The following is a 26,472-nucleotide window of genomic DNA, read 5'->3' as shown; positions in this document are numbered from 1 at the left end:
AATGAGGTTCATTCGGGGAATCCGCACCGCCGCCGCGGCGGCCGGGGCCGTCGTACTCGCGTTCGGCGCCACCGCCTGCGGGTCCAGCGCGAAGACGGCCGACCAGCAGGCTGGCGGGGCGGCCGGCGCGCTGGTCGGCGTGACGATGCCGACCAAATCGTCCGAGCGCTGGATCCACGACGGGGACAACATCAAGGCGGCGCTGGAAAAACTCGGCTACCAGGTCGACCTGCAGTACGCCGAGAACGACATCCCCACCCAGGTCAACCAGATCGAGAACCAGCTGACCAAGGGCGCGAAGCTGCTGGTCGTCGCCTCGATCGACGGCACCGCGCTCACCACCCAGCTCCAGGAGGCCGCCGACCGCAAGGTCCCGGTGATCGCCTACGACCGGCTGATCCGCAACTCGCCCGCCGTCGACTACTACGCCACCTTCGACAACTTCAAGGTCGGCGTCGAGCAGGCCAATTCGCTGCTCAAGGGCCTCGGCGACGGCCCCGGCCCGTTCAACATCGAACTGTTCGGCGGATCGCCGGACGACAACAACGCGACTTTCTTCTACAACGGCGCCATGTCGGTGCTGAAACCGTTGATCGCCAGCAAGAAGCTGGTCGTCAAGAGCGGCCAGGTCGACTTCGCGCCCACCGCGATCCTGCGCTGGGACCCGGCCACCGCGCAGCGCCGGATGGAAGACCTGCTCACCAAGACCTACACCGGCGGCGCGAAGGTCCAAGGCGTGCTCTCGCCTTACGACGGGCTGTCGATCGGGATCCTGTCCGCGCTCAAGAGCAACGGCTACGGCACCGCCGGGCAGCCGTATCCGGTGGTCACCGGGCAGGACGCCGAGGTCGCCTCGGTCAAGTCCATCATCGCCGGGGAGCAGTACTCCACCGTCTTCAAGGACACCCGCAAACTCGCCGACGTCACGGTGAAAATGGCCGATTCCGTCCTCAAAGGACAGAAGCCCGCGGTCAACAACACCACCGACTACAACAACGGCACGAAGGTCGTCCCCGCCCAATTGCTGCAGCCGGTCGTGGTGGACAAGTCCAACTACCAGAAGGAGCTGCTCGACTCCGGCTACTACACGGCGGGCCAGCTGAAATGACCGAACTGCTCGGCATGCGCGGGATCACCAAGACCTTCCCCGGCGTCACCGCGCTGTCCGACGTCACGCTCTCGGTGCGGCGCGGGGAGATCCACGCCGTCTGCGGCGAGAACGGCGCCGGGAAGTCCACCCTGATGAAAATCCTTTCCGGCGTCTACCCGCACGGCAGCTACGAAGGCGAAATCTCCTTCGACGGCCAGGACTGCGCGTTCGGGTCCGTCCGCGACAGCGAACGCCGCGGCATCGTGATCATCCACCAGGAACTCGCGCTGTGCCCGCAGCTTTCGATCGCCGAGAACATCTTCCTCGGCAACGAGCGGGCCAGCCGCGGCTGGGTCGACTGGAACCGGACCAACCACGAGGCCGCGGAGCTGCTCCGCCGGGTCGGGCTGCGCGAGAACGCCGTCACGCCGGTCAGCGACCTCGGCGTGGGCAAACAGCAACTGGTGGAGATCGCCAAAGCCCTGTCCAAGCGCGTCAAACTGCTCATCCTCGACGAGCCGACCGCCGCGCTCAACGACAGCGATTCGGCGCATCTGCTCGCGCTGCTGCGCGAACTGCGCGACGACGGCGTCACCTGCGTGATCATCTCGCACAAGCTCGGCGAGGTGACCGCGATCGCCGACACCGTCACGATCCTGCGCGACGGCAAGACGATCGAAACGCTCAGCGCGGCCGGGCTGAGCGAGGAGCGCATCATCACCGGCATGGTCGGGCGCGACCTCGAACACCGGTTCCCGCCGAGGGAGCCGGACATCGGCGGCGAGGTGCTCCGGATCGAGGACTGGACCGTGCACAGCCCGAGCCAGCCCGGCCGGGTCGTGGTGGACGGGGCGAACCTGACGCTGCGCCGCGGCGAGATCGTCGGGCTCGCCGGGCTGATGGGCGCGGGCCGCACCGAACTCGCGATGAGCGTCTTCGGCCGCTCGTACGGCACGAACATCTCCGGCAGGCTGGTCAAGGACGGCAAGGAGATCACGCTGCGGTCCGTGCGCGACGCCATCCGCAACGGCCTCGCCTACGCCACCGAAGACCGGAAACTGTACGGGCTCAACCTGATCGACGACATCCAGCGCAACACCTCCGCGGCCGGGCTGTCCGCCCTGGCCCGCCGCGGCTGGGTGAACGAGCACGCCGAACACGACGTCGCGACCCGGTTCCACCGCGAGCTGCGGATCAAGGCTCCGTCGGTGCGCAGCGTCACCGGCAAGCTGTCCGGCGGAAACCAGCAGAAAGTCGTGCTGGCCAAGTGGATTCTCACCGACCCGGACGTGCTGATCCTCGACGAGCCCACCCGCGGCATCGACGTCGGCGCGAAGTACGAGATCTACACCATCGTCAACGAGATGGCCGCGCAGGGGAAAGCGGTCCTCGTCATCTCCTCCGAACTGCCCGAACTGCTCGGCCTGTGCGACCGCATCTACACGCTGTCGGCGGGCCGGATCACCGGCGAGGTCGCCCGCGCCGACGCCACCCAGGAACTGCTCATGCGACACATGACGAAGGAACGGCCATGACCACCACGAACCCCGTGCGGCCGGCCGATCCGGCCGCCCCGCCCGGCAGGCGCAGCCCCCGGCGGATCTCGATCAACCTCCGGCAAAGCGGCATCTACGTCGCCTTCGCGCTGATCGTGGTCCTGTTCGAGGCGATCACCGGCGGCGCGCTGCTCGAACCGCAGAACATCTCGAACATCATCGTGCAGAACTCCTACGTGCTGATTCTCGCCATCGGGATGATCCTGGTGATCATCTCCGGGCACATCGACCTCTCGGCGGGCTCGGTCGTGGCGATGACCGGCGCGGTCGCCGCGGTCCTCACGGTCAACCTCGGGCTGCCGTGGCCGCTCGCGGTCGTGCTCACCCTGATCGTCGGCGCGGTGATCGGCGCCTGGCAGGGCTACTGGGTGGCCTACTTCGGCATCCCGGCGTTCATCGTGACGCTGGCCGGGATGCTCGCCTTCCGCGCGCTCACCCTCACCGTGCTCGGCAACCAGGGCATCGGGCCGTTCCCGGACGCCATCCGCACCCTGTCCAACGGCTTCACCGGCGGCTACCTCGGCAACATCGGCCTCGGCCCGCTCGGCGGCGCCGACCTCGTCAGCCTCCTCGCCGGGGTCGTCGTGGTCGCCGGGATCGTGCTCTCCCAGTGGCGCAAACGCACCGCCCGGCTCGGCTACGGCCAGGAAGTCGACCCGTTCCCGCTGTTCGTCCTGAAAATCGCCGTCGCCGCCGCGCTCGTGCTCGCCGTCGTCGTGCAACTGGCCCGGTTCCGCAACCTGCCCTGGGTGCTCGTGCTGCTCGCCGTCCTCGTGCTCGGCTACTCCCTCGTCGCCGGGAAATCCGTGTTCGGCAGGCACGTCTACGCCATCGGCGGGAACCTGCAAGCCGCGACGCTGTCCGGGGTCAAGGTCAAATCGGTGACGTTCTGGGTTTTCGTCAACATGGGCGTGCTCGCCGCACTGGCCGGCATCATCTTCGCCGGACGGCTCAACCAGGCCGGGCCGACCGCGGGCGTCAACTTCGAACTCGACGCCATCGCCGCCGCGTTCATCGGCGGGGCCGCGGTCCAGGGCGGGGTCGGCAAGGTCGTCGGAGCCATCACCGGCGGCCTGATCATGGCCGTCATCAACAACGGCATGTCCCTCATCGGCGCCCCCAGCGAGCGCGTCATGCTCGTGAAGGGCGCGGTCCTGCTCGCCGCGGTCGCCTACGACATCTGGACCAAACGCCGCGCGGGCGCCGCCGCTCGCTGATCGTTTCCGGTGGGCGGCGAAGCGTCGCCCGCCGGAGCCTCGGCTACTGGAGGAACCGGGCCAGAACCTCGGCGAGCTGGCCCGGATTCTCCTCGGCCATGTGGTGCCCCGACTCGATGCGGGCGGACGTCAGCTCGCCGCGGACCCACGGACGCCAGACGGCGACCGGGTCGCCGTAGAGGTCCTCCATGTCGTCCTTGACCGACCAGGCGACGAGGGTCGGGCACTCGATGCCGCGGCCCGCCGCCCGGTCCGCCTCGTCGTTCGCGCGGTCTACGGTCAGCCCGGCCCGATAGTCCTCCAGCATGGCCCGCACGGTCGCGGGATCGGCTACCGCCCGGGTCATATCGAGGTAATTCTCGCGCCCCATGGCCTGTTCGTCCGGGTGGTACCAGGCCATCGGATCGGCCGTGATCACCCGCTCGGCGTGCGGGGAAGCGCCGAAGAAGAACCAATGCCACCAGGCCGTCGCGAACCGGGAGTCGGCGCGTTCGAGCGCTTCGAGGATCGGCACGCTGTCCAGCACGCCGAGGCGAGACACCGAATCGGGATGGTCGAGCGCGGTCCGATAGGCGACGTAACTGCCGCGATCGTGGCCTACGACGGCGAAGCGGCGGTGGCCGAGACTACGCATCAGCGCCACGACGTCGGCCGCCATCGCGCGGTCGCAGTAGACCTCGTGCTTCTCGTCGGGGACGGGTTTGGCCGACCGGCCGTATCCGCGCAAGTCGGGGCACACGACGGTAAACCCTGCCCGGGCGAGCTCGGGAGCTACCTGATACCAGGTGGTGTGCGTGCGGGGATGCCCGTGCAGCAACACGACGGGCGGTCCTTCTCCCCCGCTTCTTCCGTGGAGGGTTACGGATTCGCTGACCGGGACGTCCCATTCGGTGAAGGTGTCGAACACTTCGCCACTCTCTCACCGCGGAGGCTCGGCCGCGCGCTGCGACGACTCGGGAATTACCGTGCGGCCAACCGGTTCCCGAGCGCGTCGCCGCCGTTCCTAGAGGTCGATGACGACCTTGCCGTGCACGTGCCGCTCCGCTTGAAGCTCGACCGCGGCCCGGATCTGGTCGACCGGGAAGCGCGCCGCGATCGGAATCCGGAGCCGTCCCGCCGCGACCAGACCCGCGATTTCGTCGAGAGCGCCCGGGGCCGCGTTGGCTCCGTTGGCCGGAGTGATCCCGTCGACCCGGGCCGCGATGGTGGTGATGCGCTCGTCCGGCACGCCGAGTTCGCGGGCTGCCCGCGCGGTGTCCGTCCCGTGGAGGTCCATGGCCGCGGTGACGCCGGCCGGAGCCAGCGCACGGACCCGGTCGGCCAGGCCGTCGCCGTAGACGACCGGCTCGGCTCCCAGTGCGTGCAAGGCGTCCGCCGAGGCCGCCGACCCCGTGCCGATCACGCGCGCGCCCGCGAGCCGCGCGAGCTGGACCGCGAAGACGCCCACCCCGCCTCCGGCCCCGCCGACGAGCACTGTGTCCCCGGGGCCAGGGTTGACCACAGCCAGAGCCGCGGCCGCGGTGCGGCCCGCGATCGCGAGGACGGCGGCGGTGCGGTCGTCGACGCCAGTTGGGGTGTGGTGCGCCTCGCCGCCCACCGCGATGGTCCCCGCCTCGTCCACGACCACGTAGCCAGCGACCGCGCGGGACAGGACGCCGCCGAATACGCGGTCCCCGACCGAGAACGCGCGCACGCCGTCGCCGACCTGGTCCACGGTCCCGGAGTAGTCGGTGCCGAACCCGCACGGCAGGCTCAAGCCGAACCGCGCGGCGGTCTCCGCGTCCGAGGTCATGAACCAGTCCATCGGATTCAGCCCGGCCGCGGCGACCCGCACGCGAACTTGCCCCGGCCCGGCCCGCGGCACGGGCACTTCGCGGACCTCCAGGCATTCCGGCCCGCCGAACGACGCGAACTGGACCGCCCGGCTCGGAATGGCGTTCGGTTCTTCCATGCTCACCCGTCTCCTGGAGCGCTTCGAGAAGGTACGGTAAACGGACTATGCTCCGTTTCTGTCCGTCAGCCTAGCACAAGTGGAGCGTGATCCGTTTTGACTGCCGCGAAGCCCCCCAGAGCGCGCGCGGACGCGACCCGCAACCGCCAGCAGCTCCTGGCCGTCGCGACCCGGCTGTTCGCCTCGGCCGAAACCGAGCCGTCGATGCGCGCGATCGCTCTTGAAGCGGGCGTCGGCATCGCCACCCTCTACCGGCACTTCCCCACCCGCGAATCGCTGGTCGACGCGGTCTACCAGGACCAGGTCTCGCGCCTCACCAGCGGTGCCCGCGAGCTGCTCGCCGAGCTCGGTCCCGCCGCGGCACTGCGCCGCTGGATGGACCTGTTCGGGGACTGGATCGCGACCAAGAACGGAATGCTCGACACGCTGCTCGCGATGGTCGAATCCGGCGAGATCGCCCACGCCCACACCCGCGCCGAACTGCTGGAAGCCATCGACGCCATCCTCGAAGCGGGCCGCACGAGCGGGGAACTCCGCGACGACGTCCCCGCCGAAGACATCGCCGCCGCTCTGATCGGCATCTTCACGGTGGCTGGCGCGCCCGGGCGCGAAGCGATGGCGGCCCGGCTGCTGGATCTTGTGCGGGACGGGCTTCGGCCTTCCGCTCGCCAGGCTGAGTGAACGGGAAAGCGGGGCAGGCTTGGCGGTCACTGCATTTCCAGGAGCCACAGCGACCCTGCTGAGCCCGCGAAAGCCCGAAGTCGTTTCTCGCGGCTCTCAGCATCGTGCATAACCGCGCGTCTCTGCCCGCGATTCACCGGACCGCAGTCGTCAACTCCCCTCGCGAAGCGACCTTCAGCTTCCGCAGCACGCTGGCTACGTGCTGTTCCACCGTCCGGCGGGACAGGAACAACACCTCGGCAATCTCGCGATTCGTGTGCCCGTCCGCGAGAAGCCTCGCGACATCCTGCTCTCGCGGCGAAAGCTTGTTGCCGTAACCACGTCTTCCCCGCCTCGACGGCGACACCGCACCGGTCGCACGGTGGGTGTGGCGGCAGCGAGCCGCCGCCCGGGTCGCGCCCAGATCCGCGAACACCTCCGCCAGGCCGGAGAACGGCTCGGCTGCGTCCGGTTCGCCCATCGCGAGACGGCTTCGCGCGGCCTGTTCCCTCGCCAGCGCTGCCGGATACGGCGCGGGGAGCCGGTCGTAGCCCTCGCTCGCTTCGTGGAAGAACTTCGCCGCGGGTGCGTGGTCGTGGCGATGTGCGGAAAGGACGCCGCGACTGCAGAGCAGCGCCGCGGCCGCCAGTGGCGCGTCCAGGTGGCGCACCTCCCGTTCGGCCTCGTCGACCAGCGCGGCAGCGGCTCCGGTGCGCCCGACGCGGCAGTACGCCTCGACAGCCACCGGCAGCAGTTCGCCGGACCAGGCCCACACTCCCTTGGCGCGCAACAACTCCAGGCCGAGACCGGCCCGCGCCGCGGCTGCCTCGTCCTCGGAATGCGCCAGCAGCATGGTCGCGATTCCGGCGTGGGCGGCGAGCACGACGGGAGTCACCGCGTTTTCCGGTTCGTCGGGGCCGACCGCCGCGAAATGGGCGGCCGCTCGCTCCCGTTCGCCGCGGGCGTCCGCCAGCAGGGCCAGCACGAGGGAGAGCTCACCGCTCATCGGCAGCAGTTCCCGGTACTCCGCCAGCAGCGCGCGGGCTTGGGCGTCGAGCCCGTCCCATCTGCCGGTGAGCCAGTCGGTGTGCACGCCGGTGGAGCGGGCGATGCCGATCAGGTATGGCGCACCGCAGTCCGACGCGAGTTCGATCGCGCTGCGCACCAGGCTGCCCGCGCGCCGATGGTGGCCGATCCACGCGCACGCGTCGGCGACATTGGCGTGCAGCCGGGCCAACTGGCGTTGCTGTTCGGCCGACGAGACCGCGGTCGAGACGGCGTCCATCGCCGCCAGCGCGGCCGGGTCGCCGAGCTGGAGCCGGGACGGGAGGCTGTTCGCCAGCAGGGTCAGCACGAGGGTGCGCTCGGTCGTGTTCGCGACGATCTCGTCCGCCCGGTCGAGCCAGCGCAGGTGCTCGGCGACCGGCGTGGCCCCGAACCACGGCTGGCCCAGCACCGCGATGCCGCGGCCGGCGAGATCGGGCCGGTGGCCGAGATCGTGCACGGCCAGCTCGATCTGGGTGCGCGCCGCCTCGATGCCGCCCGCCTGGCGGATCAGCAGCAGGCCGCGGCTGAGCCGGATCTGCCCTCGGTGGGTACGGGAAAGCCGGTCGTCGGACAGCAATCGCTCCAGCGCGCTCGCCACCTCGTGCTGGGCGGTGCCGTAGTTGGCCAGCTCGCTGAGTTTCACCGCCATCCGGTCCACATCGGACGAATCGAGCCCTGGTTCGGACAGCAGGGTGCACAACAGGTCGGTCGCGGTGGCGAGGTCGCCGGCCGACGTGGCGGCGTCCGCGGCCGCTTCGCCGTAGCGTCGCGCGTCGGCGAGCGCGCCCGCTTTCCGGCTGTGGTGGGCCAATTGCGTCAACGGTGCCGGATTTTGCTGGCAGAGCAGGGAAACCGCACGCCGGTGCAGTTCTTGCCGGTCCGGGCCGGGGATGGCGCGGTACACCGCCTGTTGTGCGAGCGCGTGCCGGAAGCCGTAGTGAAAGTCCGCCTCTTCGACCAGCGCGTGCCGCTCGAGCGCGAGAACGAGAGCTTGCCTGGCCCGCGGTGGCGGCAAACCGGCCATCGCACCCAGGAGGTGCGCGGACGCAGGCACGCCGAGCACCGCGGCGGTTTCGACGATCCGTCTCGCGGGCACCGGAAGGCCGGAAAGCCGTTCGAGCACGGCTTCGCGAAGCCGCACGGGCACCGCGACGTCGTCGAGAATGCGACGCGCAGTCAGGCGATCGGCGTGCGCAGCGGCCGGTGCGTCCAGCGTGCGCACCATTTCCTCGATGACGAAAGGAATTCCAGCGGTGCGCTCGTAAACCAGTGCGGCGAACTCGGCGGACACGGTAGTGCCGAGCAGTTCGCTGGCGAGCAGCCGAGTCCTCTCCGCATCGAGGGGACGCAGTTCCAGCAAGAGGTTCGTCGCGCCCACCGCGGGGCGGAATGCGCTGCCGAGCGATGCCTCATCCCCGCGATAAGTGAGCACCAGGCTGGTTTCCGGTGGCGGCTCGGCGGCGAGAAAGCCCAGCAGCCGCCGCGATCCGTCGTCACACCAGTGCAGGTCTTCGACGACCAGCAGCACCGGCCCAAGCGCTTCGAGCACTTCGCGGACCGCACGGAAGAGCCGGTGCTGGTCGGCCCGGCGGTCGCCCAGCGGAAGCGGGGCCGCGGGGAGCCAAGCGCCGAGTTCGGGCAGGTACGGGCGGAGCGCCCCGGCGACCTCGTTGAGCGGCCGCGCGTCGGGCAGGTACCGGCCGGCGTCGCGCAGCGCTTCGAGCAGCGCGCCGTACGGGAACGGCTCGCGCGTCGCCTGCCCGCCCCCGGCGAGGACCCGGCGACCGGCCAGCTCCGGGCTTCGGAGCGACTCCGCGACCAGCCAGGTCTTGCCGACGCCCGCCTCGCCCTCGACCAGCACGACCGACGGCGGCCGGATGACAGCCGCCACCAGCGAGCGCAGTTCCCCGGCCCGGCCGACGAGCGCGGCGGCGCCCGCCGTGGCGTCGTTGCGCACCATGGCCTCCCGATTCCGGAAAAACCGGCACAGCACCCAAACCATCCTTCTGGCGTAAACGGAGTTTAGGTCGCGCCGGGTGCTCACGGAACCCGCACGGCCGGTTACCGGACTTTCGTAGGACGGGCCAATAGTTACGTAGTCCTACGGACCGCAGCCTCGCTTGTTCGGACCGGGCGGCCAGCCGAAGAGTGGTGTCTCTGTGGCTCTCCGTCACAGGAACCCGACGAATTCCGAGGTGAGTTCCAGATGCGCGGGAAGGCAACGACGGCATTGGCGCTGGCAGTGTTCGGCGCAGCGGCGCTGGGCACAGCGAGCACGGCACAGGCGGCAGAGGGCACAGTCGTGCCAGCCAAACAGCACTACGGCGACCAGTACATCGTGGTGCTCAAGGACGCCTACAGCGGGCAGTCCTCGGCGAGTTCGTTCACGCAGCGTTATGGCGGCGAAGTCCGCTCCACCTACTCGGCCACGCTGCACGGGTTCTCCGTGCGCGGGATGACCGCGCAGCAGGCCCGCCGGCTGGCCGCCGATCCGGCCGTGCGCACCGTCTACGAGGACGGCACGGCGAAGGTCACCGGCACTCAGCAGAACGCGACCTGGGGCCTCGACCGGATCGACCAGAAGAACCTGCCGCTCGACCACAGTTACACCTACCCCAATACCGGCGAAGGCGTCACCGCCTACGACCTCGACACCGGGATCAAGCCGGACAACCCCGAATACGAGGGACGCGCGAGCGTCGGCAAGGACTTCGTCGGCGGCGACGGCATCGACTGCAACGGGCACGGCTCGCACACCGCGGGCACGATCGGCAGCAAGACCTACGGCGTGGCGAAGAAGGTCAAGATCGTCGCGCTGAAGGTGCTCGGCAACGACTGTTCCGGCAACGGCCCGGACTCCGCCGCAGTGGACGCGATGGAGTGGGTCACCGCGAACGCGGCCAAACCCGCCGTGGCGAACATGAGCCTGACCATGGACCAGGTCGGGGTGGGCGACGACGCGATCAAGAAGTCCATCGCGTCCGGCGTGGTCTACTCCGTCGCCGCCGGGAACTCCTCGACCGACGCGTGTAACACCAGCCCGGCGCGCGTGCCGGAGGCGATCACGGTGAACGCCTCCGACGAGAACGACAACCGGGCGTCGTTCTCGAACTACGGCTCCTGCACCGACATTTTCGCGCCAGGCAACAACATCACGTCCCTCGGGCTGTCGAACGGCAGCTCCGCGAACATGAGCGGGACCTCGATGGCGACGCCGCACGTCACCGGCGCGGCAGCGCTCTACCTCGCCGCCAACCCGGGTGCCACCGCGCAGCAAACCCAAGACGCCCTCGTGGCCGGAGCGGTCGACGGCGTGATCAAGAACCCCGGCAGCGGTTCGCCGAACAAGCTGCTGAACGTCTCCTTCATCGGCGGGACCGGACCCGCTCCGAAGTGCGGCGTCAAATCGAACACCACTCCGGTGGCCATTCCGGACGCCGGAGACGCGGTGACCAGCTCGGTGACCCAGGACAGCTGCGACGGCAAGGCCGCGGCAACGCTCCCGGTGAAGGTCGACATCGCCCACACCTACACCGCGGACCTTGCGGTGGACCTGGTCGGCCCGAGCGGGAAAACCTACTCGCTGCGCAAAGCAGGCGGAGTCGGCGAAGCGACCGGCGTGCACACCACCTACACAGTGGACGCCTCCGCCGAATCGGCGAACGGCACCTGGAAACTGAGCGTCAAGGACGTCAACCGGTTCGACACCGGTTCGATCGAAGGGTTCTCGATCACCTTCTGACCCAGGCCGGAAACGGTGCGCCGCGGTCCTGACGGCCGCGGCGCACCTTGTTGTCACCGGACAGTCAAGGTGTAGGTCGCAGTGCCGCTCTTGCCGTTCGCGTCAGTCGCGGTAACGGTGATCGGGTAGGTGCCCGCCTGGAACGGTGCGATCACTTGCATGGTCGAACTGCCGCCGGAGGAGATGGCCTGCGGGTTGAAGAACGGTGCGATCGGCAGTCCGGAACCGGACGCGGACAGCTTGAGCGAACCGGTCCCGCCGGTCGCCGACACGGTCACGCTGGTGAACGAGCCCGCTCCGGCCGAGCCGCTTCCGGGCGTCACGGTGACCTTGACGTCGCCGGTCGGGGTGCCCTTGCCGACGGTCAGCGTGAGCTTCGCGGTGGCGGTGTCCGCGGCGCCCTTGCCGGAAATCGTGATCGGGTAAGTGCCTTCGGGCGTGCTGGCCGCGGTTTCGACGGTCAGCTTGGCGGTGTCGCCCGACGTGATGCTGGCGGGCTGGAAGGTTGCCTTCGCGCCGCTCGGGAGCCCGGACGCGGTGAGATCGACCTTTTCGGCGCCGTTCTTCCCGGCCTTGCTGGTGACCGTCGTCGAGATGTACTTGCCCGGCTCGACCTGGACCGATCCGGGACTGACGCCGAGGGAGAAGCTGTCGTTGCCGACGTTCCCGATCTGCTCGGCGACCCAGTCGCCCATGTCGTTGTTGAGCCGGCCGTAGACGCTGTACCACTTGAAATCGCTGCGGCTCCACGACGCGACGCCGACCACCTTGCCGTCCACGATCAGCGGGCCGCCGCTGTCGCCGGGCAGGATCGTCGGGTCGCCGTTGGAGTACCCGGCGCAGATCATCGTGGCGTCCTGGAAACCGGCGCCGACCCCCTGGCAGTTCGAGCCCTCGCGGATCGGCAGGGTCGCCTTGTCGACCGTGACGTCCCGCGAGTCGTCGTTGAAGTCCTTCTTGCCGTACCCGACGCCGACGCCGTTCTTGCCGGGCTTGTTCAGTTCGGTGTCCGCGGAGGTGGCGACCTTGGCGTACTGGCCGTTCGGCACCGGGATGTCCGCGTCCGTGGTGACGACCGCGACGTCGTAGCCCTGGTCGAAGTTCACGTACTTGGGATGGGTGTCGTAGCTGACGACGCCGAGCCGGGTGCCGCCGCCCGCGTTGAGGTCGTCGAGGCCGTAGAGAAAGGTTTTCTTGCCCTCGGCGGCCTTGCAGTGCGCCGCGATGAGGATCTTGCGCGGTGCGATGACCGAGCCGGTGCACGTCTGGCCCTGCGGCCGCGAACCGCCCTCGCGCAGTCCGGCGATGATGAACGGGAACTCCGCGACCGAGCTGTCCTGCCCGTGCCAGAACTGCGGCCGCATGGCGGGCGGAATGTGCACGTCGCCGGTCGGGGCCACGGCAGCGGTGTCCGGAGCCGGGGTCGCTTGCGCCGTGCCGGACAGCATCGGCGCGGAGAGGACGGCCAGCCCGGCGGCCAGCAAGCCCAGTGTCCGGTGGGTTCTCTTCACAGCGGTTTCCTTTCCTAGGACAGGAAAGTCACCATCCGGTGCCCGGCGGTGCGGTAGCAATCCGGGAACCGGACCGTATGGGTACGGATCTATCTCCGCCGCGCGCTGGGCGAAGAGCCGCCATTCGGGCTGTCCTCCCGCCGGTACCGGCGCGGCGGCGGAGCACTCCGGAGCCGGAGGGCCAGACTGAAGCCGGTGACCGATTCCGCGGAACGCTCCGCGAACACTGTGCCCCCCGGCTTCGACCGGATCCTCGCTGTCGGAAAGCCCCAGCCGATCGGCAGCTTCCGGTTCTGCTTCGCCGACCAGCACTGGGAGTGGTCCGACGAGGTCGCGCAGCTGCACGGCTACGAGCCGGGCACGGTCGAGCCCACCACCGAACTGCTGCTGTCGCACAAGCACCCGGCGGACCGCGCCGAAGTCGCCGGGAAGCTCGCCGCCGCCGTCCGGGAAGGCATGGCGTTCTGCAGCCGCCACCGCATCATCGACACCGCCGGGCGCGAACACCACGTCCTGGTCGTCGGCGACCGGCTCTACGACGACACCGGCGAAACTGTCGGCACCACCGGCTACTACATCGACCTCGGCGTCAGTCTCGACGAGCTCCGCCAGGAGGTGCTCACCGAAGCCCTCCCGGACGTCGTCGAGGCCCGCGACCGGATCGAACAGGCCAAGGGCGCGCTCATGCTGGTCTACGGCATCACCTCGGACCAAGCCTTCGCCGTGCTGCAGTGGCGGTCCCAGCAGACCAACACCAAACTCCGCGTGCTCGCTGGAAAACTCACCGCCGCCCTCCCCGATTTCGACGGCGAATCCCAGCACTTGCGCGCCCGGTTCGACCACCTGCTGCTGACCCTCCACGAGCATCCGGCGCACGGCTGAGCCCGGCACTGTCCGGCCGGTGCATCTTCTAGTGCACGTGAAAGGCGGCCGTTCCCCGACAGTGTGACGTGGGTTTCGCGGACCGTTCCGGGGGTAAACGGTCGCCAGACCTTAGGAGACGCGATGCCACCTCGTACCCGTTCGGACGCCGCGGCCGAGCCGGAGCCGCGCGCGGAGAGCCGGACTGACAACGGCGCCACTGCCCCGATGATCCCCGGCACCAGGATCCCGCTGCCCGCGATGCCGTCCGGAGCCGCGCCCAAACGCGCGTTGTGGTGGGGCGGGCTGGCCGTCCTGGCCGTCGTCGGAGCCCTCGAATGGCCCGTGGCGGTCGCGGTGGGCGCGGGCGGATACGTCGCCGAGCGGCTCGCCCGCGAGAACCGGTCCGACGGCGACGGGCAACCGGCCTAGCCAGCCCCGAGGCGGACCCGGCGGTGGTTCGCGAATACACCGGGCCGAACCGCCCGAGGCTGCTGGGCAGGCACGGCGACGACGCCAGCGGAACAGCTCCCGCCGGAACGGTTTGCCCTGCCCCGCACGGCTTTTGCCGCTGCGGTCCCGCCGTCGCTCCGAAGCCTCGGCGACCACGACGCGGCGGGCGGATCGCCGAGGCGTGGTTCCCCGGCGAGAAAGGCATGGACGTGCGATTCGCAGCAGGACTTCCCGCGACCGTGCTGGGACTGCTCGGACAACTGCCCGGGAAGGCCCTGCGCGGGACCGCGGACGCGGTGGGCGCCGCGGGCGAGGCGGCGGCAGTCACGACCGAGGTCGCGGTCAGCGGCGTGCGGACCGGATTCGAAGCGGCGGCGTCGGTCGCGACGACGGTCTGGCAAGCCGTCGCGGACCGGAGGCCCCACTGGCAGGACGGGCGGCGGTTCCATCTCCCGCTGGACGCGCACCGTTCGTTCGGGTCCCGGGCCGGGGCCGTGCTCGCCGAGACGGTCGCGGCGGTGCGGGCTCATCCGGACGTCCTTGCCGCGTACTGGGACGGCGGCCTCGCGCGGCTGGTCGTGCAGGTGGCCGAAGACGCCGCGACCGACCGGGTCGCCGCCGAGGTCGCTGCGGTGGCCGAACGGCACGGGCTTGGCGTGGAAACCGACGAGCCGGTGGCGCATCCCGGCGATCTCGGCGAGGTGCGCAAGGCGGCCGCCGCTCTGGTGCTCGACGCCGCGGGACTCGCGACGGCCCTGACGGCACGGGCGCTTCCGCTGCGCCGTCCTCCCCGGATCGTGGACGCCGCCCTGACGATCGTGCGGGAGGACCCGCGGGTTCAGGAGATGCTGAGGTCCGCGCTGGGCACTTCCCGGGCCGAGTACGCGGTGGCCGTCGCCACCGCGGCGGTGGGCGGGGCGGGCCTCGCCCCGGCCGACCTGATGCTGGACGGAGCGCTGCAGGCGGCGAGGCTGGCGCAAGCCGCCGCCGGAGTAGCCGTCTTCCACGCGGTCCACGACCGGGTGTGCTTGCCCGAGCGCGTGAGCGTGGCTCCCGGTGCCAGTCGGCCCGCCGTACCCGATGAGCTGCGCGACTATGCGGCCGCGGCCACCACCGGAAGCTTGGTGGGTGCAGCGGCGACAGCGGTGTTCCGCGGCGACTTCGACGAAGCCGCCGCGGCCGTGCTCGCCGGATCTCCGAAACCGGCGCGGCACGGCTGGAGCGCGTACCAGGCCGGTCTGAGTTGCGCGTTGGCACGCGAGGGCGTGCTGGTGCGCGACCCCGCTCGGCTGCGGTTGCTCCAGTGCGTGGACACCTTCGTGGTGCAGGCCAGTGCTTTGCACACGACGCGGCGCACCGTGCTCGAAGCCGACCCGAGCACGCCGGAGTGGGGCGACGGCCGGTTATGGCAAGCCGCGGAACAGTTCTTGACCTCAACGGACAGCGAGATCCGCTTGCGTCCGGCCCACACCGGCGACACCGGGTCGATGATCGCCTCGGCCGGCGGCCGAGACGTGGGAACGGTGCTGATCGGTTACGCGCCCGAGCCGTTGGCCGAAACAGTGCTGGACGCCGCCGGGCAAGCTGGTCTGCGAGTGGTCGTGGTGAACGACGGCGCTGTCGGAGACCGCAGTTGCACCGCGCTGGCCGACCAGACCGCCGACGCCGGGCAGAGTCTCGAAGAGGTCGTCGCCGCTTTGCACCAAGAGAACCGCGTCGTGCTGACCGTCGGCCGGACGAACGACTGCGAAACGGGAGACGGCGCGGACGGGATCCTGCGCGGAGACCTCGCCGTGTCGCTGGCGGACGGGAACAGTGCGGTGGTCTGGACCGCCGACCTGGTGTGCACCGAAGGCCTGGGCGGGGCGTGGCGGCTCTTGCGCGCAGTCGAGGCGGCGCGGCGAGCCGGACGCCGCGCCAAGGCTTACGCCGAAGCGGCCGCCGCGTTGTCCGGGCTACTGGTCGTCGCCGGGGGACGGCGGAGGTGGGCGCGGCTGGTGTCTCCGCTGGCCCGGATCAGCCCGGTCAATCTCGCCGCGGGAGCGGCGCAGGTCAGCGGATGGCAACTCGCGTTGCAGGTCGCGACCGCACCATCGCCGGTACCCCGGCCGCACGTCCCGTGGCACGCCCTGACAGCGGACGAGGTGCTGCGCCGGCTGGACGACCAGAACGGCCGCGGGGAGCGGAGCAAGCCGGGGCTGCAGCGGGCGCGCGAAGCGTTGGCCGCCGTCGCCGAACTGCCAGCGGCCGCGCCGTTCGGCTCGGCGCTGCGGCTGGCCGGCGCGATCGGCTCCGAACTGAACGATCCCCTCACTCCCGTCCTCGCGGTGGGGGCGGCGGCTTCGGCCATCCTGGGGTCCACAATGGACGCTCTGCTGGTGCTGGGCGCGATGGGTGTCAACGCTTCGGTGGGCGGCGTGCAGCGGTTGCGCGCCGAACGCGCGCTGGCAGCGCTGGCCGACACTCAGAAAACCGTCGCCGCTTGCCGCCGGGACGACCAGGAGACCAGGATCGTCGACGCCGCCGGACTCAGCCGGGGAGACGTGATCGAGGTACGGGTCGGCTCCGTCGTGCCCGCTGACGCGCGACTGCTGGAGATGGACGGCTTGGAGGTGGACGAGTCGGCGCTGACCGGCGAGTCGCTGCCGGTGGCCAAGCAACTGGCCGCCACTCCGGCGCAGTCGATCGCCGAGCGGCGGTGCATGGTCTTCGAGGGCACGACGGTGGTCGCCGGCTGGGCGCGGGCAGTGGTGGTGGACACCGGCGAGCACACCGAGACCGGACGCGCGGTCGCGTTGGCGGCCCGAACTCCGCCGAGCGCGGGCGTGCAGGCACGTCTGCGAGAACTGACCGGCAAGGCGTTGCCCCTGACCCTCGCCGGTGGCGCTGCCGTGACCGGCCTGTCGTTGCTGCGCGGGCGCCGGCTGCGCGAAGCGATCAGCGGCGGGGTCGCGGTCGCCGTCGCCGCGGTCCCCGAAGGGCTGCCCTTGGTCGCCACCGTCGCGCAAATGGCGGCAGCCCGGCGATTGAGCCGCCACGGCATCCTGGTGCGCACCGCGCGCACGCTTGAAGCTCTCGGCCGCGTGGACACCGTATGCTTCGACAAAACCGGGACCCTGACCGAAAACCGGCTCCGGGTGGTCGGGGTCGCCACCGCGGAGGCCCAGCGGTGCACACCGGACGAACCAGCCGCGGCCGACGTCCTGCGCGCCGCCGCCCGCGCCTGTCCTCGGGTCGAGGACGAAGCCGCCCGGCAAGCCCACGCCACCGACGACGCGGTACTCGCCGCCGCGGTTCCCGACGAGGACTGGGAACAGCTCGAAGGCCTGCCATTCGAAGCCAGCCGTGGCTACGCGGCAGCAATCGGCTCCGTGAAAACCACCGTGACGATGGCCGTCAAAGGCGCGCCCGAAGCGGTCCTGCCGCATTGCACCGACGTCTCCCCCGCCACCTGTGCGATGGCGGAATCTCTTGCCGCGGAAGGACTTCGGGTCCTGGCCGTCGCGCAACGACACCTGAACGGCGAGCACGCGGACGTCGTCGGCGAACCCCTCGAACAGTTGCAGCTCCTCGGTTTCGTCGCCCTTGCCGACGCCCCGCGCACCGGCTCCGCAAGCCTGGTGCGCGATCTCCGGGACCGCGGCGTCGACCCCGTCATGCTCACCGGCGACCATCCGCGAACCGCGCTCGCGATCGCGACCAGCCTCGGCTGGCCGTCGGACACCCCGGTGGTGACCGGCGCGGAACTGGCCGCACTGGACCGCGACGGCCGCGCGGAAACCTTGCGCGAGGCGGGCGTCGTCGCACGCGTCGCACCGGAACAGAAGCTGCAGGTAGTCGAAGCGCTGCGGGCAGCGGGACGGGTCGTGGCGATGGTCGGCGACGGAGCCAACGACGCCGCCGCGATCCGCGCCGCCGACGTGGGCATCGGGGTGTCCGCACGCGGGTCGAGCGCCGCCCGCAACGCCGCGGACCTGGTCGTCACCGACGGCGGCGACCTCGCCGTGCTGGTCGACGCGGTCAGCGAAGGCCGGGCGCTGTGGCGCAGCGTCGCCGACGCCATCAGCATCCTCATCGGCGGCAACGCGGGCGAAGTCGGCTTCACCGTGCTGGGCACCCTCGCCGCGGGCAGGTCCCCGCTGTCCACGCGGCAACTGCTGCTGGTCAACCTCCTCACCGACATGTTCCCCGCCATGTCCGTCGCGGTAACCCCCGCCGACGATTCTTCCGCGACGGGCGGCGCCGTGGACCCGGCCGGCCACCCGGTGGGCACGGCCGTGCTCGGTGCGCCGCTGGGCCGCCAGATCCGCCGCCGCGGCATCGTGACCGGAGTCGGCGCGAGCACCTCGTGGCTGATCGGCACGCTCACCCCGGGAACGGCCCGGCGCACCAGCACGATGGCCCTGTGCGGACTGGTCGGAGCCCAGCTCGCGCAGACTCTTTCCGGCCGCCTGCACAGTCCTCTGGTGCTGGCCACCAGCCTCGGCTCCGCCGCGGTGCTCGCCGCCGTCGTGCAGACGCCCGGGGTGAGCCACTTCTTCGGCTGCACGCCGCTCGGACCGCTCGCGTGGGCCGGAGTCGGCGCCGGGGTCGCGACCGCGGCGACGAGCCCGTGGTGGTCGCCGCCGCTGGAGAAGCTCACCGACAAGGTCGCCGCACGGCTGCCCGCTATCACCGGTTAAAAGCGGCCCCCGGGGCGGGGCCCAACCAGTCAAAAGCCGAGCCGCGAATCCCCGCGACCCGGCATCGTCCCGCCGTGGGCTATTCGTAAAGCACGTAAGACGGGACCGGGCTCAGCGCGAGCACCTCGGCCGGGGTCATCAATGCCGCGCCCCGGCGGGTGTCCTCGTCGAAGAAAAGCTTGAACCCGGACCGGGCGTGCGCGGGTTTCGTCGGCATCAACGTCTTCCACGTCGCCCGTTTGGCCGCCGCAGAGCCGATGCCGTCGACGCTCTTCACCGCCGAAACCCCGGGATGGGCGAGCAGACGGTCCTCGTCGCGCACCACTTTCGCCGCCACCTGGTGGTAGACCATGACCTTCCCGGGCAAGCGGTGCGCCAGCACGAGCCCGCTGAGGTACCGGGCGACCCCGTCGAGTTCGGTTCCGGTGGTGCGGCCGAATTTCTCGCCCGGGATCACGCCGGGTTCGACAGCCCACTCCGGATCCAGCGCGAGACCGACGTCGGGTTCGGTCAGCCAGTGTTCGTAGGCGCGCGCCTCGGAAAGGAAATCCGCCCGGCCCGGCTGGATGCCGAGCAGGAGCAAGCCGTTCAGCGCTCGGGCGGCTTCGAGGTACTGCCGCACGGTTTCGTCGGCGCACCGGCTGCGGTACATCCCGTCGGCTCCGGCGGAGCGGTGCACAGTGGTGGCGATCAGCTCCACGACCGGCGTGATCGAGCGGCCGGCGGGAAAAGCCCCGATCCGCTCCCGGAGCGCGCCGCTCGCCGCGGCCAAGTCTCCGGTCATCCGGCCGAGCGCCTTCGAACCGGGTGCCCCGCAGAAGCCGACGAGAAGCTTGCCGGCGAGCGGATCGGCCGGAGGGGGCGGCGGGGGTTCGGGGGCGGACGACCGCGCCGCCGGAATGGCCACCGCTCCCGCCCGAAGAGGTGCGCCGCACGCACTGGCCGTGAGGCCCGCGAGTCCCGCGGTGAGAACCAGACGACGGGTGAGATGGGGCATCCGCTCTCCTTCGGTGCTGGGTCATCTGGCCCGATTCGCTTGCCAGAGCGGAGGAATACCCGTGCCGATCTTCCGGCAAACCGGATCCCCGACGATCACCGCATCGTGCCGGAGGCGGTTTCCGGCGCAGGGCTCTCAGCAGGGACAATGCCGGATTTCCGCTCAGCGCAACGAAAGCCGGCCTCACCTGACCCGGTGGATCCGGACCCCGGCCGAGGGTCCCGGCGGCAGAATCCCCGCATGCACTCCTTGCTCCGGCGCGGTTCGCTGCTGACCGTCGTGCTGCTGGCCGCCTGCGGGGCGCCCGCGCCCGGGATTCCGGTGTCCCCCGCTCCGCACCCGGCTCCCGCGGCCGCCGCGCGGGTCACCGCGGAAGCCGCCCGGAGAACGGGCGCCGACGAACTCGGCCGGATCCCGATCCTGATGTACCACCGCCTCGCGGAAAAGCCGCGCTCGGTCTACGACCGCACCCCAGCCGATTTCACCGCGGAACTGGAGCGGCTGGCAGCCGAGGACTACGTCCCCGTGACGACGGCGGACCTGGTGTCCCGGAAGCTCGATCTGCCCGCGGGCGCCCATCCGGTCGTGCTGACTTTCGACGACGGCGATCCGTCGGTTTTCGCTCTCACCCCGCAAGGAGAGCCCGCGCCGGGCACCGCCGTGCGGATTCTTCTGGACGTCGCGGCGAAACATGGCGGATTCCGCCCGGTCGCCAGCCTTTACGTCAACCAGCACCCCTTCGGCGGCGACGCACGCGCATTGCGCTGGCTCGCGGACCACCATTTCGAAATCGGCAACCATACTGCCCGGCACACGAATTTGCGGAAAGCGACCGACGCCGAGGCGGAGACAGCGATCACCGAGGGGGACGCACTGATCAGGCAGGCGGTCCCCGGTTACCAGCCGAGTACGCTCGCGCTGCCGTACGGCGCACACCCCCGGCGCGAAGAAATGGCGCTGCACGGTCCGGGGTATTCCTACCAGGGCGCGTTGCTGGTCGGAGCCAATCCCGCGCCTTCCCCGTGCTCCAGCGAATTCGAACCGGCGTCGATTCCGCGCATTCGCTCGCAGTCTTCGGGACCGGAAATGGAGTACGGCTCCGCGCATTGGCTCGACAAACTCAATGCCAGCGACGGGCACCGCTACACCTCGGACGGCGACCCGAATACCGTGTCCTATCCGCGCGGGTCCGCGTCGCCCGCGCCAGCCTGCGCGAGCGTGAGCCTTGCCTACTGAACCGCACGTGCGCCGCGACGGCAGCATCGCCGACTGGCTGCCGCAGCCGCGTTCGCGGCCCCCGGCCGTCACCGGCGCCCGCAAGCCGCCGTCCCACGCGGCCAAAGCGAAGACACCGCCGCCCGCCAAGCCGAAACCACCACCGCACTCTGCCGAACGGAAGACACCACCGCCCGCCGCGCCGAAACCGCCACCGCACTCCGCCGCACCGAAGACGCCGCCCGCCGCCCCGCCGACGGAATCGCCGCACGAGCCCCTCCAGGTTCGCCCGGCCTGGTGGCCGCTGCTCGTGATTCTCCTGGCATTGCTGCTGTGCCTGGCCCTTTTCGCGGCTCCGTTCGCCGTCGAAAAGCGCGGCACCGCCTTGCCCGGACCGCCCCCACCAGCCTCGGCGACCCGAGCCGTCCGGCCGCCAGAGCCCGCCGCGCTGCCGGACGGCGATCCGCTCCCCGCGGCTGGTACCGGGAAATGGCGGGTGATCCTCAGCTCCAGCAAGCGCACAACACCGTCGGCAGCGCGAGAACTCCCCTACACAGTGGAAATCGAGGAAGGCCTCGAAGACACGTTGTTCCCCGCGGAAGTCGAGTCGATCCTCTCGGACCCTCGCGGCTGGACTGGGCTCGGCGAAGCGTCGTTCCGCCGCATCGACGACAGCGGCGGCACTCCGGCGTTCCGGATCAGCTTGACCAGCCCGGGCACCAGCCGCAGGCCCGACGTCTGCGGCTTCGCGATCCCGTACGAGACGTCGTGTTATCTCGCCCGGGACCACCGAGTCGTGATCAATCTCGCCCGCTGGGTGCGCGGCGCCCATTCCTACCCGGGCGACCTCGCCGGCTACCGCCGCTACGCCGTCAACCACGAAGTCGGCCACGCGCTCGGCCACGGCCACGTCGGCTGCCCCGCCGACGGGGCTCCGGCGCCGGTGATGATGCAGCAGACTTTCGGGCTGGCCAACGCTTACGTCTCGGCTCTCAACCGCGCCGAACCCGGAGCCGCTGTCAACGTCCCTTCGGACGGAGCGGTGTGCCGTCCGAACCCCTGGGTCGTGCTGGCGCACTGAGCCGCCGGTCGCCCAGGATCGGCGCGAGGCCGGGGATTTCGCCCAGCGCGCCCAGCAACGCGCCGACGCACAGATCGCGCAGTTCCGTCCGGGACATCGACTCGGACGTCAGCCAGTCCACGCTCAGCACGCGGACGAACTGCAGCCATCCGGTGAGCGTGGCCGACATCAGCTCCCGCTCGTGCCCGGCCAGGCCGGAAGCGTCGACGAGCCGCTGCCGCAGCACGGCCAGTTCGTCGGTGATGGCCGCCTGCACGACCGGATCCCCGGCCAGGGTGCGGTTGGCCGCGACGACCGTGTTGCGGTGGGCCAGGAAGTAGTCGAAATGCACCTCGAGGCCGAGGGCGATCTGGTCGGTCAACGGGGTTCCCGGCTCAGGTTCGGTCTCCGCGAGCAACCGTCCGGCCGCCTCCCGGTACACCGCGGCGAACAGATCGGGTTTGGCGCGGAAGTGGCGGTACAGCAAGGCCCGGGAGATTCCCGCGCGCTCCGCGATCTGCTCCATCTGCACCGAGTCGTAGGGCTTGGCGGCGAACTCCCGGGCGGCGGCGTCGAGCAGCTGGGCGCGGCGCTGGGCGGGATCGAGTCGGCGCTGCGGCATGCGCCCAGTCTAGTTGACACGTGTCTACCTCGGTCGTACGGTCGCGGTAGACACGTGTCTACTTACTGCGAGCGAGGTCCCCCGTGCACGTTCGGCGTATCGCCCTGGAGTCGGCCGACACCGCCGCCGACCTGCCTTCGTCCGGTTATGTCGGCGCGTGCGAGTTCACTGCGCCTGGCACCCGCTCGCCCGAGCAGTGGGCGCGTGCGGCGTGGGAACAGGCTCCGCCGCCCGTGCGCGGGTTCCTGCGTTTCGGGTGGCGGGCCGGACTCGGTCTGCGCTTGGGTCCACGGGACACGCCGACCCATGTACTGGGCTGGGCGCTGACCAGTTCGACCAGGGAAGCCGCCGTGCTCGACGCCCAATCCCGCCTGCTGACCGCGCGCAATGTCGTCGAAGTCCGCGACGAGAGGGTGCGGTGGACCACCTTCGTGCGCTTCGACCGCCGACCGGCCGCCGCGCTGTGGTCCCTCGCCGCACCCGTGCACCACGCGACGATGGGGTGGCTGCTGCGTCGCGCCATGAAGGACGCCTGAGCTCAGTCTCTCGTGGCCTCGATGAGCCACAAACGCGCAGTGTCCACAATGGCCGGATCCATCGCCGGAGGCACCGGGCGTTCGAAGCTGCGCGCCAGATTCGCGGGGTCGGTGACACGCGCGTTCCAGCCGTGCCCGGCCAGCCACTGCCGAGGGTCGGCGACCGCGGACTGCCACGATGCGCCAATGCGAGCGAAGGCGGCCAGTGCGGGTTGGAAGGCTGGCAGGGAGAGAGTGTCCGGGTTGACGTGCTCCGCGCCGAAATGACTGCCGGGAAAGGAAAGTGCGCTGACGTCCGCGATCAGCGCGTCGTTTTCGCGCTCGGTGAGATACACGAGCAAGCCTTCGGCGAGCCACGCGGTCGGCCGGTCCGACCGGAACCCCTGCCCGACGAGCGCCTCGGACCAGTCCTCGCGCAGGTCAGTTGGCACCACCACTCGCTCGCAGGCCGGAGCCGCGCCCCGTTCGGTCAAGACTTTTTCCTTGAACCGCACGGTGTCCGGCAGGTCGAGTTCGAACAGCCGGGTGCCGTCCGGCCACGTCAGCCGGAACGCCCGGGTGTCGAGACCGGCGGCCAGCAGGACGACCTGACGGCATCCCGCCGCGACCGCGGTGCGCAGGTAATCGTCGAAGAACCGGGTGCGCAGCGCGAAATAGCCCGCCATGAACTCGGCCCCGTGCCCAGCCGGGGGCTCGTCGCCGCCGCCGAGGAACGCCGCCGCCCACGGATCGCTGAACAGGCGGTCCGGCCGGAGGTGTTCCGCCGCCCGGCCGCGGGCGATCGCCAGCGCGGTCCGGCCAACTCCGGAGGGGACATCGGTCGCGGGCATCTCGGGCCTCCGATTCGGCGAGGATTGTCGTGATCCGGATAATCATCAGCATGCTGATGATTTCGGAACCGTACCAGCGAGCCGGGCGCGTCCGCCATGCCCGATGACCCGATCGCCGCTTCGCTGCCGCCGGACGAGTGGCCGCTGGGCCGGTTGCTGGCCACCGCGGCGCGCCTGCTGCAGAACGCTTTCGACGCCGAACTGAGCACAATAGGGCTCAACCACGCGGGTTTCGTCGCGTTGCACGTCCTGCGGGACGGCCCGCTCAGCCAGGCCGAACTGGCCCGCCGCTGCCGCGTGCAGGCGCAAACCATGAGCCGCACCGTCGATCGGCTGCTCCGGCACGGCCTCGTCGCCCAGGAACGCGATCCGGGCGACGCCCGGCGGTTGCTCGTCTCGATCACGGGGAAAGGGCGGCGCGCCCACCGCGAGGCTCCCGGCCGGGATTCCCGCCGTGCGCTGGAAGTCCTGTCCGATCCGGACGGCTTCCGCGCCGAACTGGCGCGGCTGGTCGTCGCGCTGCAGGCGGAGGAATGACGAGGTGGCCGGATCTGTGGGGTAGATGTCCTTGTGGACACAGCGATCTCTTGACGAGACTTCAGGCATGACGGACAACACCCGGCTGGAGGTCGTGGCAGCGGTGTGCTCCGGCGTGGTCCTGCTCGATCTCGCCGGACCAGTCCAGGTGCTCGACGGCGCGGGCGGCTACCGGCTGCGGCTCGCCTCGGCGGACGGACAGCCAGTGCGCTCGGACACCGGAGTGCTGCTGAGTGTCGACTGTGCACTGTCCGAAATAGACGGAGAAATCGACACCCTGCTGGTCCCCGGTCCCCCGCCGGGCCGAGTCGGCTCCCCCGCCCCGGAGTTGCTCTCCGAAATCCAGCGGCTCGGCAGCGCCGCGCGCCGCGTCGCCTCGGTGTGCACCGGCGCGTTCCTGCTGGCGGAAGCCGGGTTGCTGACCGGACGGAAGGCCACCACGCACTGGGCGATGTGCGCCGAACTGGCCGCGCGCTTTCCCGGCGTTTCCGTGCGCCCGGACGCCATCTACGCGCGAGACGGCCGGATCATGACCTCGGCCGGGGTGACCGCGGGCATCGACCTGGCGCTGGCACTGGTCGAGGAAGACCTCGGCCCGGACGTCGCCCGGAACGCCGCACGGCAGCTGGTTGTCTTCCTGCGCCGCCCCGGCGGGCAGTCGCAGTTCAGCGTCTGGAACGACCTGCCCGCACCGAAAACTCCCGCACTGCGCGGAGTGCTGGACGCCGTCGCGGCGAACCCCGCAGCCGACCACACGCTGTCCGGCATGGCAACGCGCGCGCGGGTCAGCGAACGTCAGCTGAGCCGTTTGTTCCGGCGAGAACTCGGCGTCACACCAGGACAGTACGTCGCCCGGATCCGCGTCGAGGCCGCCCGGGTGCTGCTCGAATCCGGCGACGCCGGCGTGGAGACCGTGGCCCGCCGCTGCGGTTTCGGCTCCGCCGAGACCATGCGCCGCCTTTTCCTCCAAGTCCTCGGCATCACCCCGACCGCGTACCGGCAACGATTCGCGTATTCGTAAAGGAGCACCCCAAGTGCCAAACCACATTTCCCGGCGCACCGTGCTGGGCGGCACCGCGGCCGGCGCCGCCGCACTCGCACTCGGCGCCCCGGCAGCCAGCGCGGCGGAGCTGTCCTTCCCCGCCACCAGGCTCGCGCGACGGGCCCAAACCTTGGTAACCGTTTCGCAGCAACCGTTCCTGCGCAACCACAGCCTGCGCAGCTTCCTTTTCGCGAGAGCCGCCGCGGAGCTCAACGGCCAGCGCGCGGACGAACACTACGACTCCGAACTGATGTTTCTCATCTGCGTGCTCCACGACATGGGACTGACTGACAAAGTCACCACCGACCAGCGATTCGAAATCGCCGGAGCCGATTTCGCCGCGCGCTTCCTGGAAAGCCACGGCATCACCGACCGCCGCGTCGACACCGTGTGGGATGCCATCGCCCTGCACACCACCCAGCAGGTGCACGATTCCCCGGTCTTCCGGCGCCGCCGCCCGCCCGAGATCCGCGTCGCCCAGATCGGCATCGGCATCGACCTCACCGGCCCCGACGAACCCGGCCAGCTGCCGCCCGGCTTCGCCGCCCGGGTCCACGCCCGCTACCCCCGCCTGGGCGGCTGCCGCGCCCTCACCGACGTCATGGTCGCCCAGAGCCTCGCGAACCCCCGGAAGGCGCCCCCGATGACGCTACCCGGGGAGATCCTCCACCAGCGCCATCCCGAGGTGCCTTATCCGAGCTGGGAGGCGGTGCTCGACGCGAACACCTGGGGAGATTGATTCGCCGCGACGGGCTCCGCTGCCGGGGTTGCGCCGGAGCCGTCGAACTGGCCAAGATCGCCTCCTGTCTAGGTCTGACGCCAACCTGAGCGATATCGTCCCGAGTTGATGTGGAGAAGCGGCA

The 26,472-nt window shown here is 70.5% G+C and carries 21 protein-coding genes; 14 read left to right on the top strand and 7 right to left on the bottom strand.

Annotated elements, in window-relative coordinates:
* The first annotated feature begins 1 nt into the window (after nucleotide 1).
* From chvE to mmsB, 3 genes are read left to right on the top strand one after another with little or no spacing between them, the layout of a single operon-like run.
* Nucleotides 2-1,108 (top strand): multiple monosaccharide ABC transporter substrate-binding protein, encoded by a 1,107-nt coding sequence (gene chvE / locus ACZ63D_RS21845; protein WP_465356154.1) that lies wholly within the window; start codon nucleotides 2-4, stop codon nucleotides 1,106-1,108.
* Nucleotides 1,105-2,625, top strand: coding sequence for a multiple monosaccharide ABC transporter ATP-binding protein (gene mmsA / locus ACZ63D_RS21840; protein WP_465356153.1), 1,521 nt, complete (start codon nucleotides 1,105-1,107; stop codon nucleotides 2,623-2,625). The genes chvE and mmsA overlap by 4 nt, the downstream gene beginning before the upstream one ends.
* Nucleotides 2,622-3,863 (top strand): multiple monosaccharide ABC transporter permease, encoded by a 1,242-nt coding sequence (gene mmsB, locus ACZ63D_RS21835; RefSeq protein ID WP_465356152.1) that lies wholly within the window; start codon nucleotides 2,622-2,624, stop codon nucleotides 3,861-3,863. Before mmsA ends, mmsB begins: the two co-directional genes overlap by 4 nt.
* A gap of 43 nt (nucleotides 3,864-3,906) precedes the next feature.
* Here mmsB and ACZ63D_RS21830 read toward each other — a convergent pair whose 3' ends face one another.
* Nucleotides 3,907-4,770, bottom strand: a complete 864-nt coding sequence (locus tag ACZ63D_RS21830; protein ID WP_465356151.1) for an alpha/beta fold hydrolase — start codon at nucleotides 4,768-4,770, stop codon at nucleotides 3,907-3,909.
* 96 nt (nucleotides 4,771-4,866) lie between these two features.
* On the bottom strand, nucleotides 4,867-5,814 hold the full coding sequence (locus tag ACZ63D_RS21825; RefSeq protein ID WP_465356305.1) for an NADP-dependent oxidoreductase: 948 nt from the start codon (nucleotides 5,812-5,814) through the stop codon (nucleotides 4,867-4,869).
* A 96-nt stretch (nucleotides 5,815-5,910) separates the two neighbouring features.
* Between ACZ63D_RS21825 and ACZ63D_RS21820 the strand changes: the two genes are divergently transcribed.
* Nucleotides 5,911-6,495, top strand: coding sequence for a TetR/AcrR family transcriptional regulator (locus tag ACZ63D_RS21820; RefSeq protein ID WP_465356150.1), 585 nt, complete (start codon nucleotides 5,911-5,913; stop codon nucleotides 6,493-6,495).
* A 133-nt stretch (nucleotides 6,496-6,628) separates the two neighbouring features.
* Here ACZ63D_RS21820 and ACZ63D_RS21815 read toward each other — a convergent pair whose 3' ends face one another.
* Nucleotides 6,629-9,478 carry an ATP-binding protein gene (locus ACZ63D_RS21815; protein WP_465356149.1) on the bottom strand — a complete coding sequence of 950 codons (2,850 nt, stop codon included), beginning with the start codon at nucleotides 9,476-9,478 and terminating at the stop codon, nucleotides 6,629-6,631.
* A gap of 249 nt (nucleotides 9,479-9,727) precedes the next feature.
* Between ACZ63D_RS21815 and ACZ63D_RS21810 the strand changes: the two genes are divergently transcribed.
* On the top strand, nucleotides 9,728-11,263 hold the full coding sequence (locus ACZ63D_RS21810; protein WP_465356148.1) for a S8 family peptidase: 1,536 nt from the start codon (nucleotides 9,728-9,730) through the stop codon (nucleotides 11,261-11,263).
* A gap of 53 nt (nucleotides 11,264-11,316) precedes the next feature.
* Here ACZ63D_RS21810 and ACZ63D_RS21805 read toward each other — a convergent pair whose 3' ends face one another.
* Entirely contained in the window at nucleotides 11,317-12,774 is a 1,458-nt protein-coding gene (locus ACZ63D_RS21805) for a trypsin-like serine protease (protein WP_465356147.1), read from the bottom strand.
* Between the two features lie 195 nt (nucleotides 12,775-12,969).
* Between ACZ63D_RS21805 and ACZ63D_RS21800 the strand changes: the two genes are divergently transcribed.
* The 3 genes from ACZ63D_RS21800 to ACZ63D_RS21790 all read left to right on the top strand — a co-directional run bounded on the left by ACZ63D_RS21800 (nucleotide 12,970) and on the right by ACZ63D_RS21790 (nucleotide 18,770).
* Entirely contained in the window at nucleotides 12,970-13,656 is a 687-nt protein-coding gene (locus ACZ63D_RS21800; RefSeq protein WP_465356146.1) for a PAS and ANTAR domain-containing protein, read from the top strand.
* A 123-nt stretch (nucleotides 13,657-13,779) separates the two neighbouring features.
* A complete protein-coding gene (locus tag ACZ63D_RS21795) occupies nucleotides 13,780-14,067 on the top strand; it encodes a hypothetical protein (protein ID WP_465356145.1) in 288 nt (95 codons plus the stop codon).
* Nucleotides 14,068-14,291: 224 nt separating this feature from the next.
* Nucleotides 14,292-18,770, top strand: a complete 4,479-nt coding sequence (locus tag ACZ63D_RS21790) for a cation-translocating P-type ATPase (protein ID WP_465356144.1) — start codon at nucleotides 14,292-14,294, stop codon at nucleotides 18,768-18,770.
* Nucleotides 18,771-18,849: 79 nt separating this feature from the next.
* Here ACZ63D_RS21790 and ACZ63D_RS21785 read toward each other — a convergent pair whose 3' ends face one another.
* Nucleotides 18,850-19,767 (bottom strand): hypothetical protein, encoded by a 918-nt coding sequence (locus ACZ63D_RS21785; RefSeq protein ID WP_465356143.1) that lies wholly within the window; start codon nucleotides 19,765-19,767, stop codon nucleotides 18,850-18,852.
* 240 nt (nucleotides 19,768-20,007) lie between these two features.
* Here ACZ63D_RS21785 and ACZ63D_RS21780 point away from each other — a divergent pair, with 240 nt between their 5' ends.
* Complete coding sequence (locus ACZ63D_RS21780; protein ID WP_465356142.1) at nucleotides 20,008-21,003, top strand: polysaccharide deacetylase family protein; 996 nt, start codon at nucleotides 20,008-20,010, stop codon at nucleotides 21,001-21,003.
* Nucleotides 20,993-22,063: a DUF3152 domain-containing protein gene (locus ACZ63D_RS21775; RefSeq protein WP_465356141.1), complete on the top strand. Its 1,071-nt coding sequence runs from the start codon at nucleotides 20,993-20,995 to the stop codon at nucleotides 22,061-22,063. Before ACZ63D_RS21780 ends, ACZ63D_RS21775 begins: the two co-directional genes overlap by 11 nt.
* On the opposite strand, the gene ACZ63D_RS21770 is transcribed toward ACZ63D_RS21775, so the two are convergent.
* The gene (locus ACZ63D_RS21770) at nucleotides 22,002-22,664 is read right to left on the bottom strand and encodes a TetR/AcrR family transcriptional regulator (protein WP_465356140.1); all 663 of its coding nucleotides are present in this window, start codon (nucleotides 22,662-22,664) and stop codon (nucleotides 22,002-22,004) included. The two genes, ACZ63D_RS21775 and ACZ63D_RS21770, sit on opposite strands and share 62 nt — an antisense overlap.
* An 83-nt stretch (nucleotides 22,665-22,747) precedes the next feature.
* On the opposite strand from ACZ63D_RS21770, the gene ACZ63D_RS21765 reads away from it, so the two are divergent.
* Entirely contained in the window at nucleotides 22,748-23,200 is a 453-nt protein-coding gene (locus ACZ63D_RS21765; protein ID WP_465356139.1) for a hypothetical protein, read from the top strand.
* A gap of 2 nt (nucleotides 23,201-23,202) precedes the next feature.
* Here ACZ63D_RS21765 and ACZ63D_RS21760 read toward each other — a convergent pair whose 3' ends face one another.
* The gene (locus ACZ63D_RS21760) at nucleotides 23,203-24,030 is read right to left on the bottom strand and encodes an SAM-dependent methyltransferase (RefSeq protein WP_465356138.1); all 828 of its coding nucleotides are present in this window, start codon (nucleotides 24,028-24,030) and stop codon (nucleotides 23,203-23,205) included.
* 96 nt (nucleotides 24,031-24,126) lie between these two features.
* On the opposite strand from ACZ63D_RS21760, the gene ACZ63D_RS21755 reads away from it, so the two are divergent.
* From ACZ63D_RS21755 to ACZ63D_RS21745, 3 genes are all read left to right on the top strand, one after another.
* Complete coding sequence (locus tag ACZ63D_RS21755) at nucleotides 24,127-24,567, top strand: MarR family winged helix-turn-helix transcriptional regulator (RefSeq protein WP_465356137.1); 441 nt, start codon at nucleotides 24,127-24,129, stop codon at nucleotides 24,565-24,567.
* 67 nt (nucleotides 24,568-24,634) lie between these two features.
* On the top strand, nucleotides 24,635-25,588 hold the full coding sequence (locus tag ACZ63D_RS21750) for a GlxA family transcriptional regulator (protein ID WP_465356136.1): 954 nt from the start codon (nucleotides 24,635-24,637) through the stop codon (nucleotides 25,586-25,588).
* Between the two features lie 40 nt (nucleotides 25,589-25,628).
* Nucleotides 25,629-26,348 carry an HD domain-containing protein gene (locus ACZ63D_RS21745; protein WP_465356135.1) on the top strand — a complete coding sequence of 240 codons (720 nt, stop codon included), beginning with the start codon at nucleotides 25,629-25,631 and terminating at the stop codon, nucleotides 26,346-26,348.
* The last annotated feature ends 124 nt before the right edge of the window (nucleotides 26,349-26,472 follow it).

The sequence above is a fragment of the Amycolatopsis sp. NPDC104775 genome (assembly GCF_055583325.1).
Note: the sequence above shows the minus strand (reverse complement) of the source record. Positions and strands in the feature narration are given on the sequence as shown.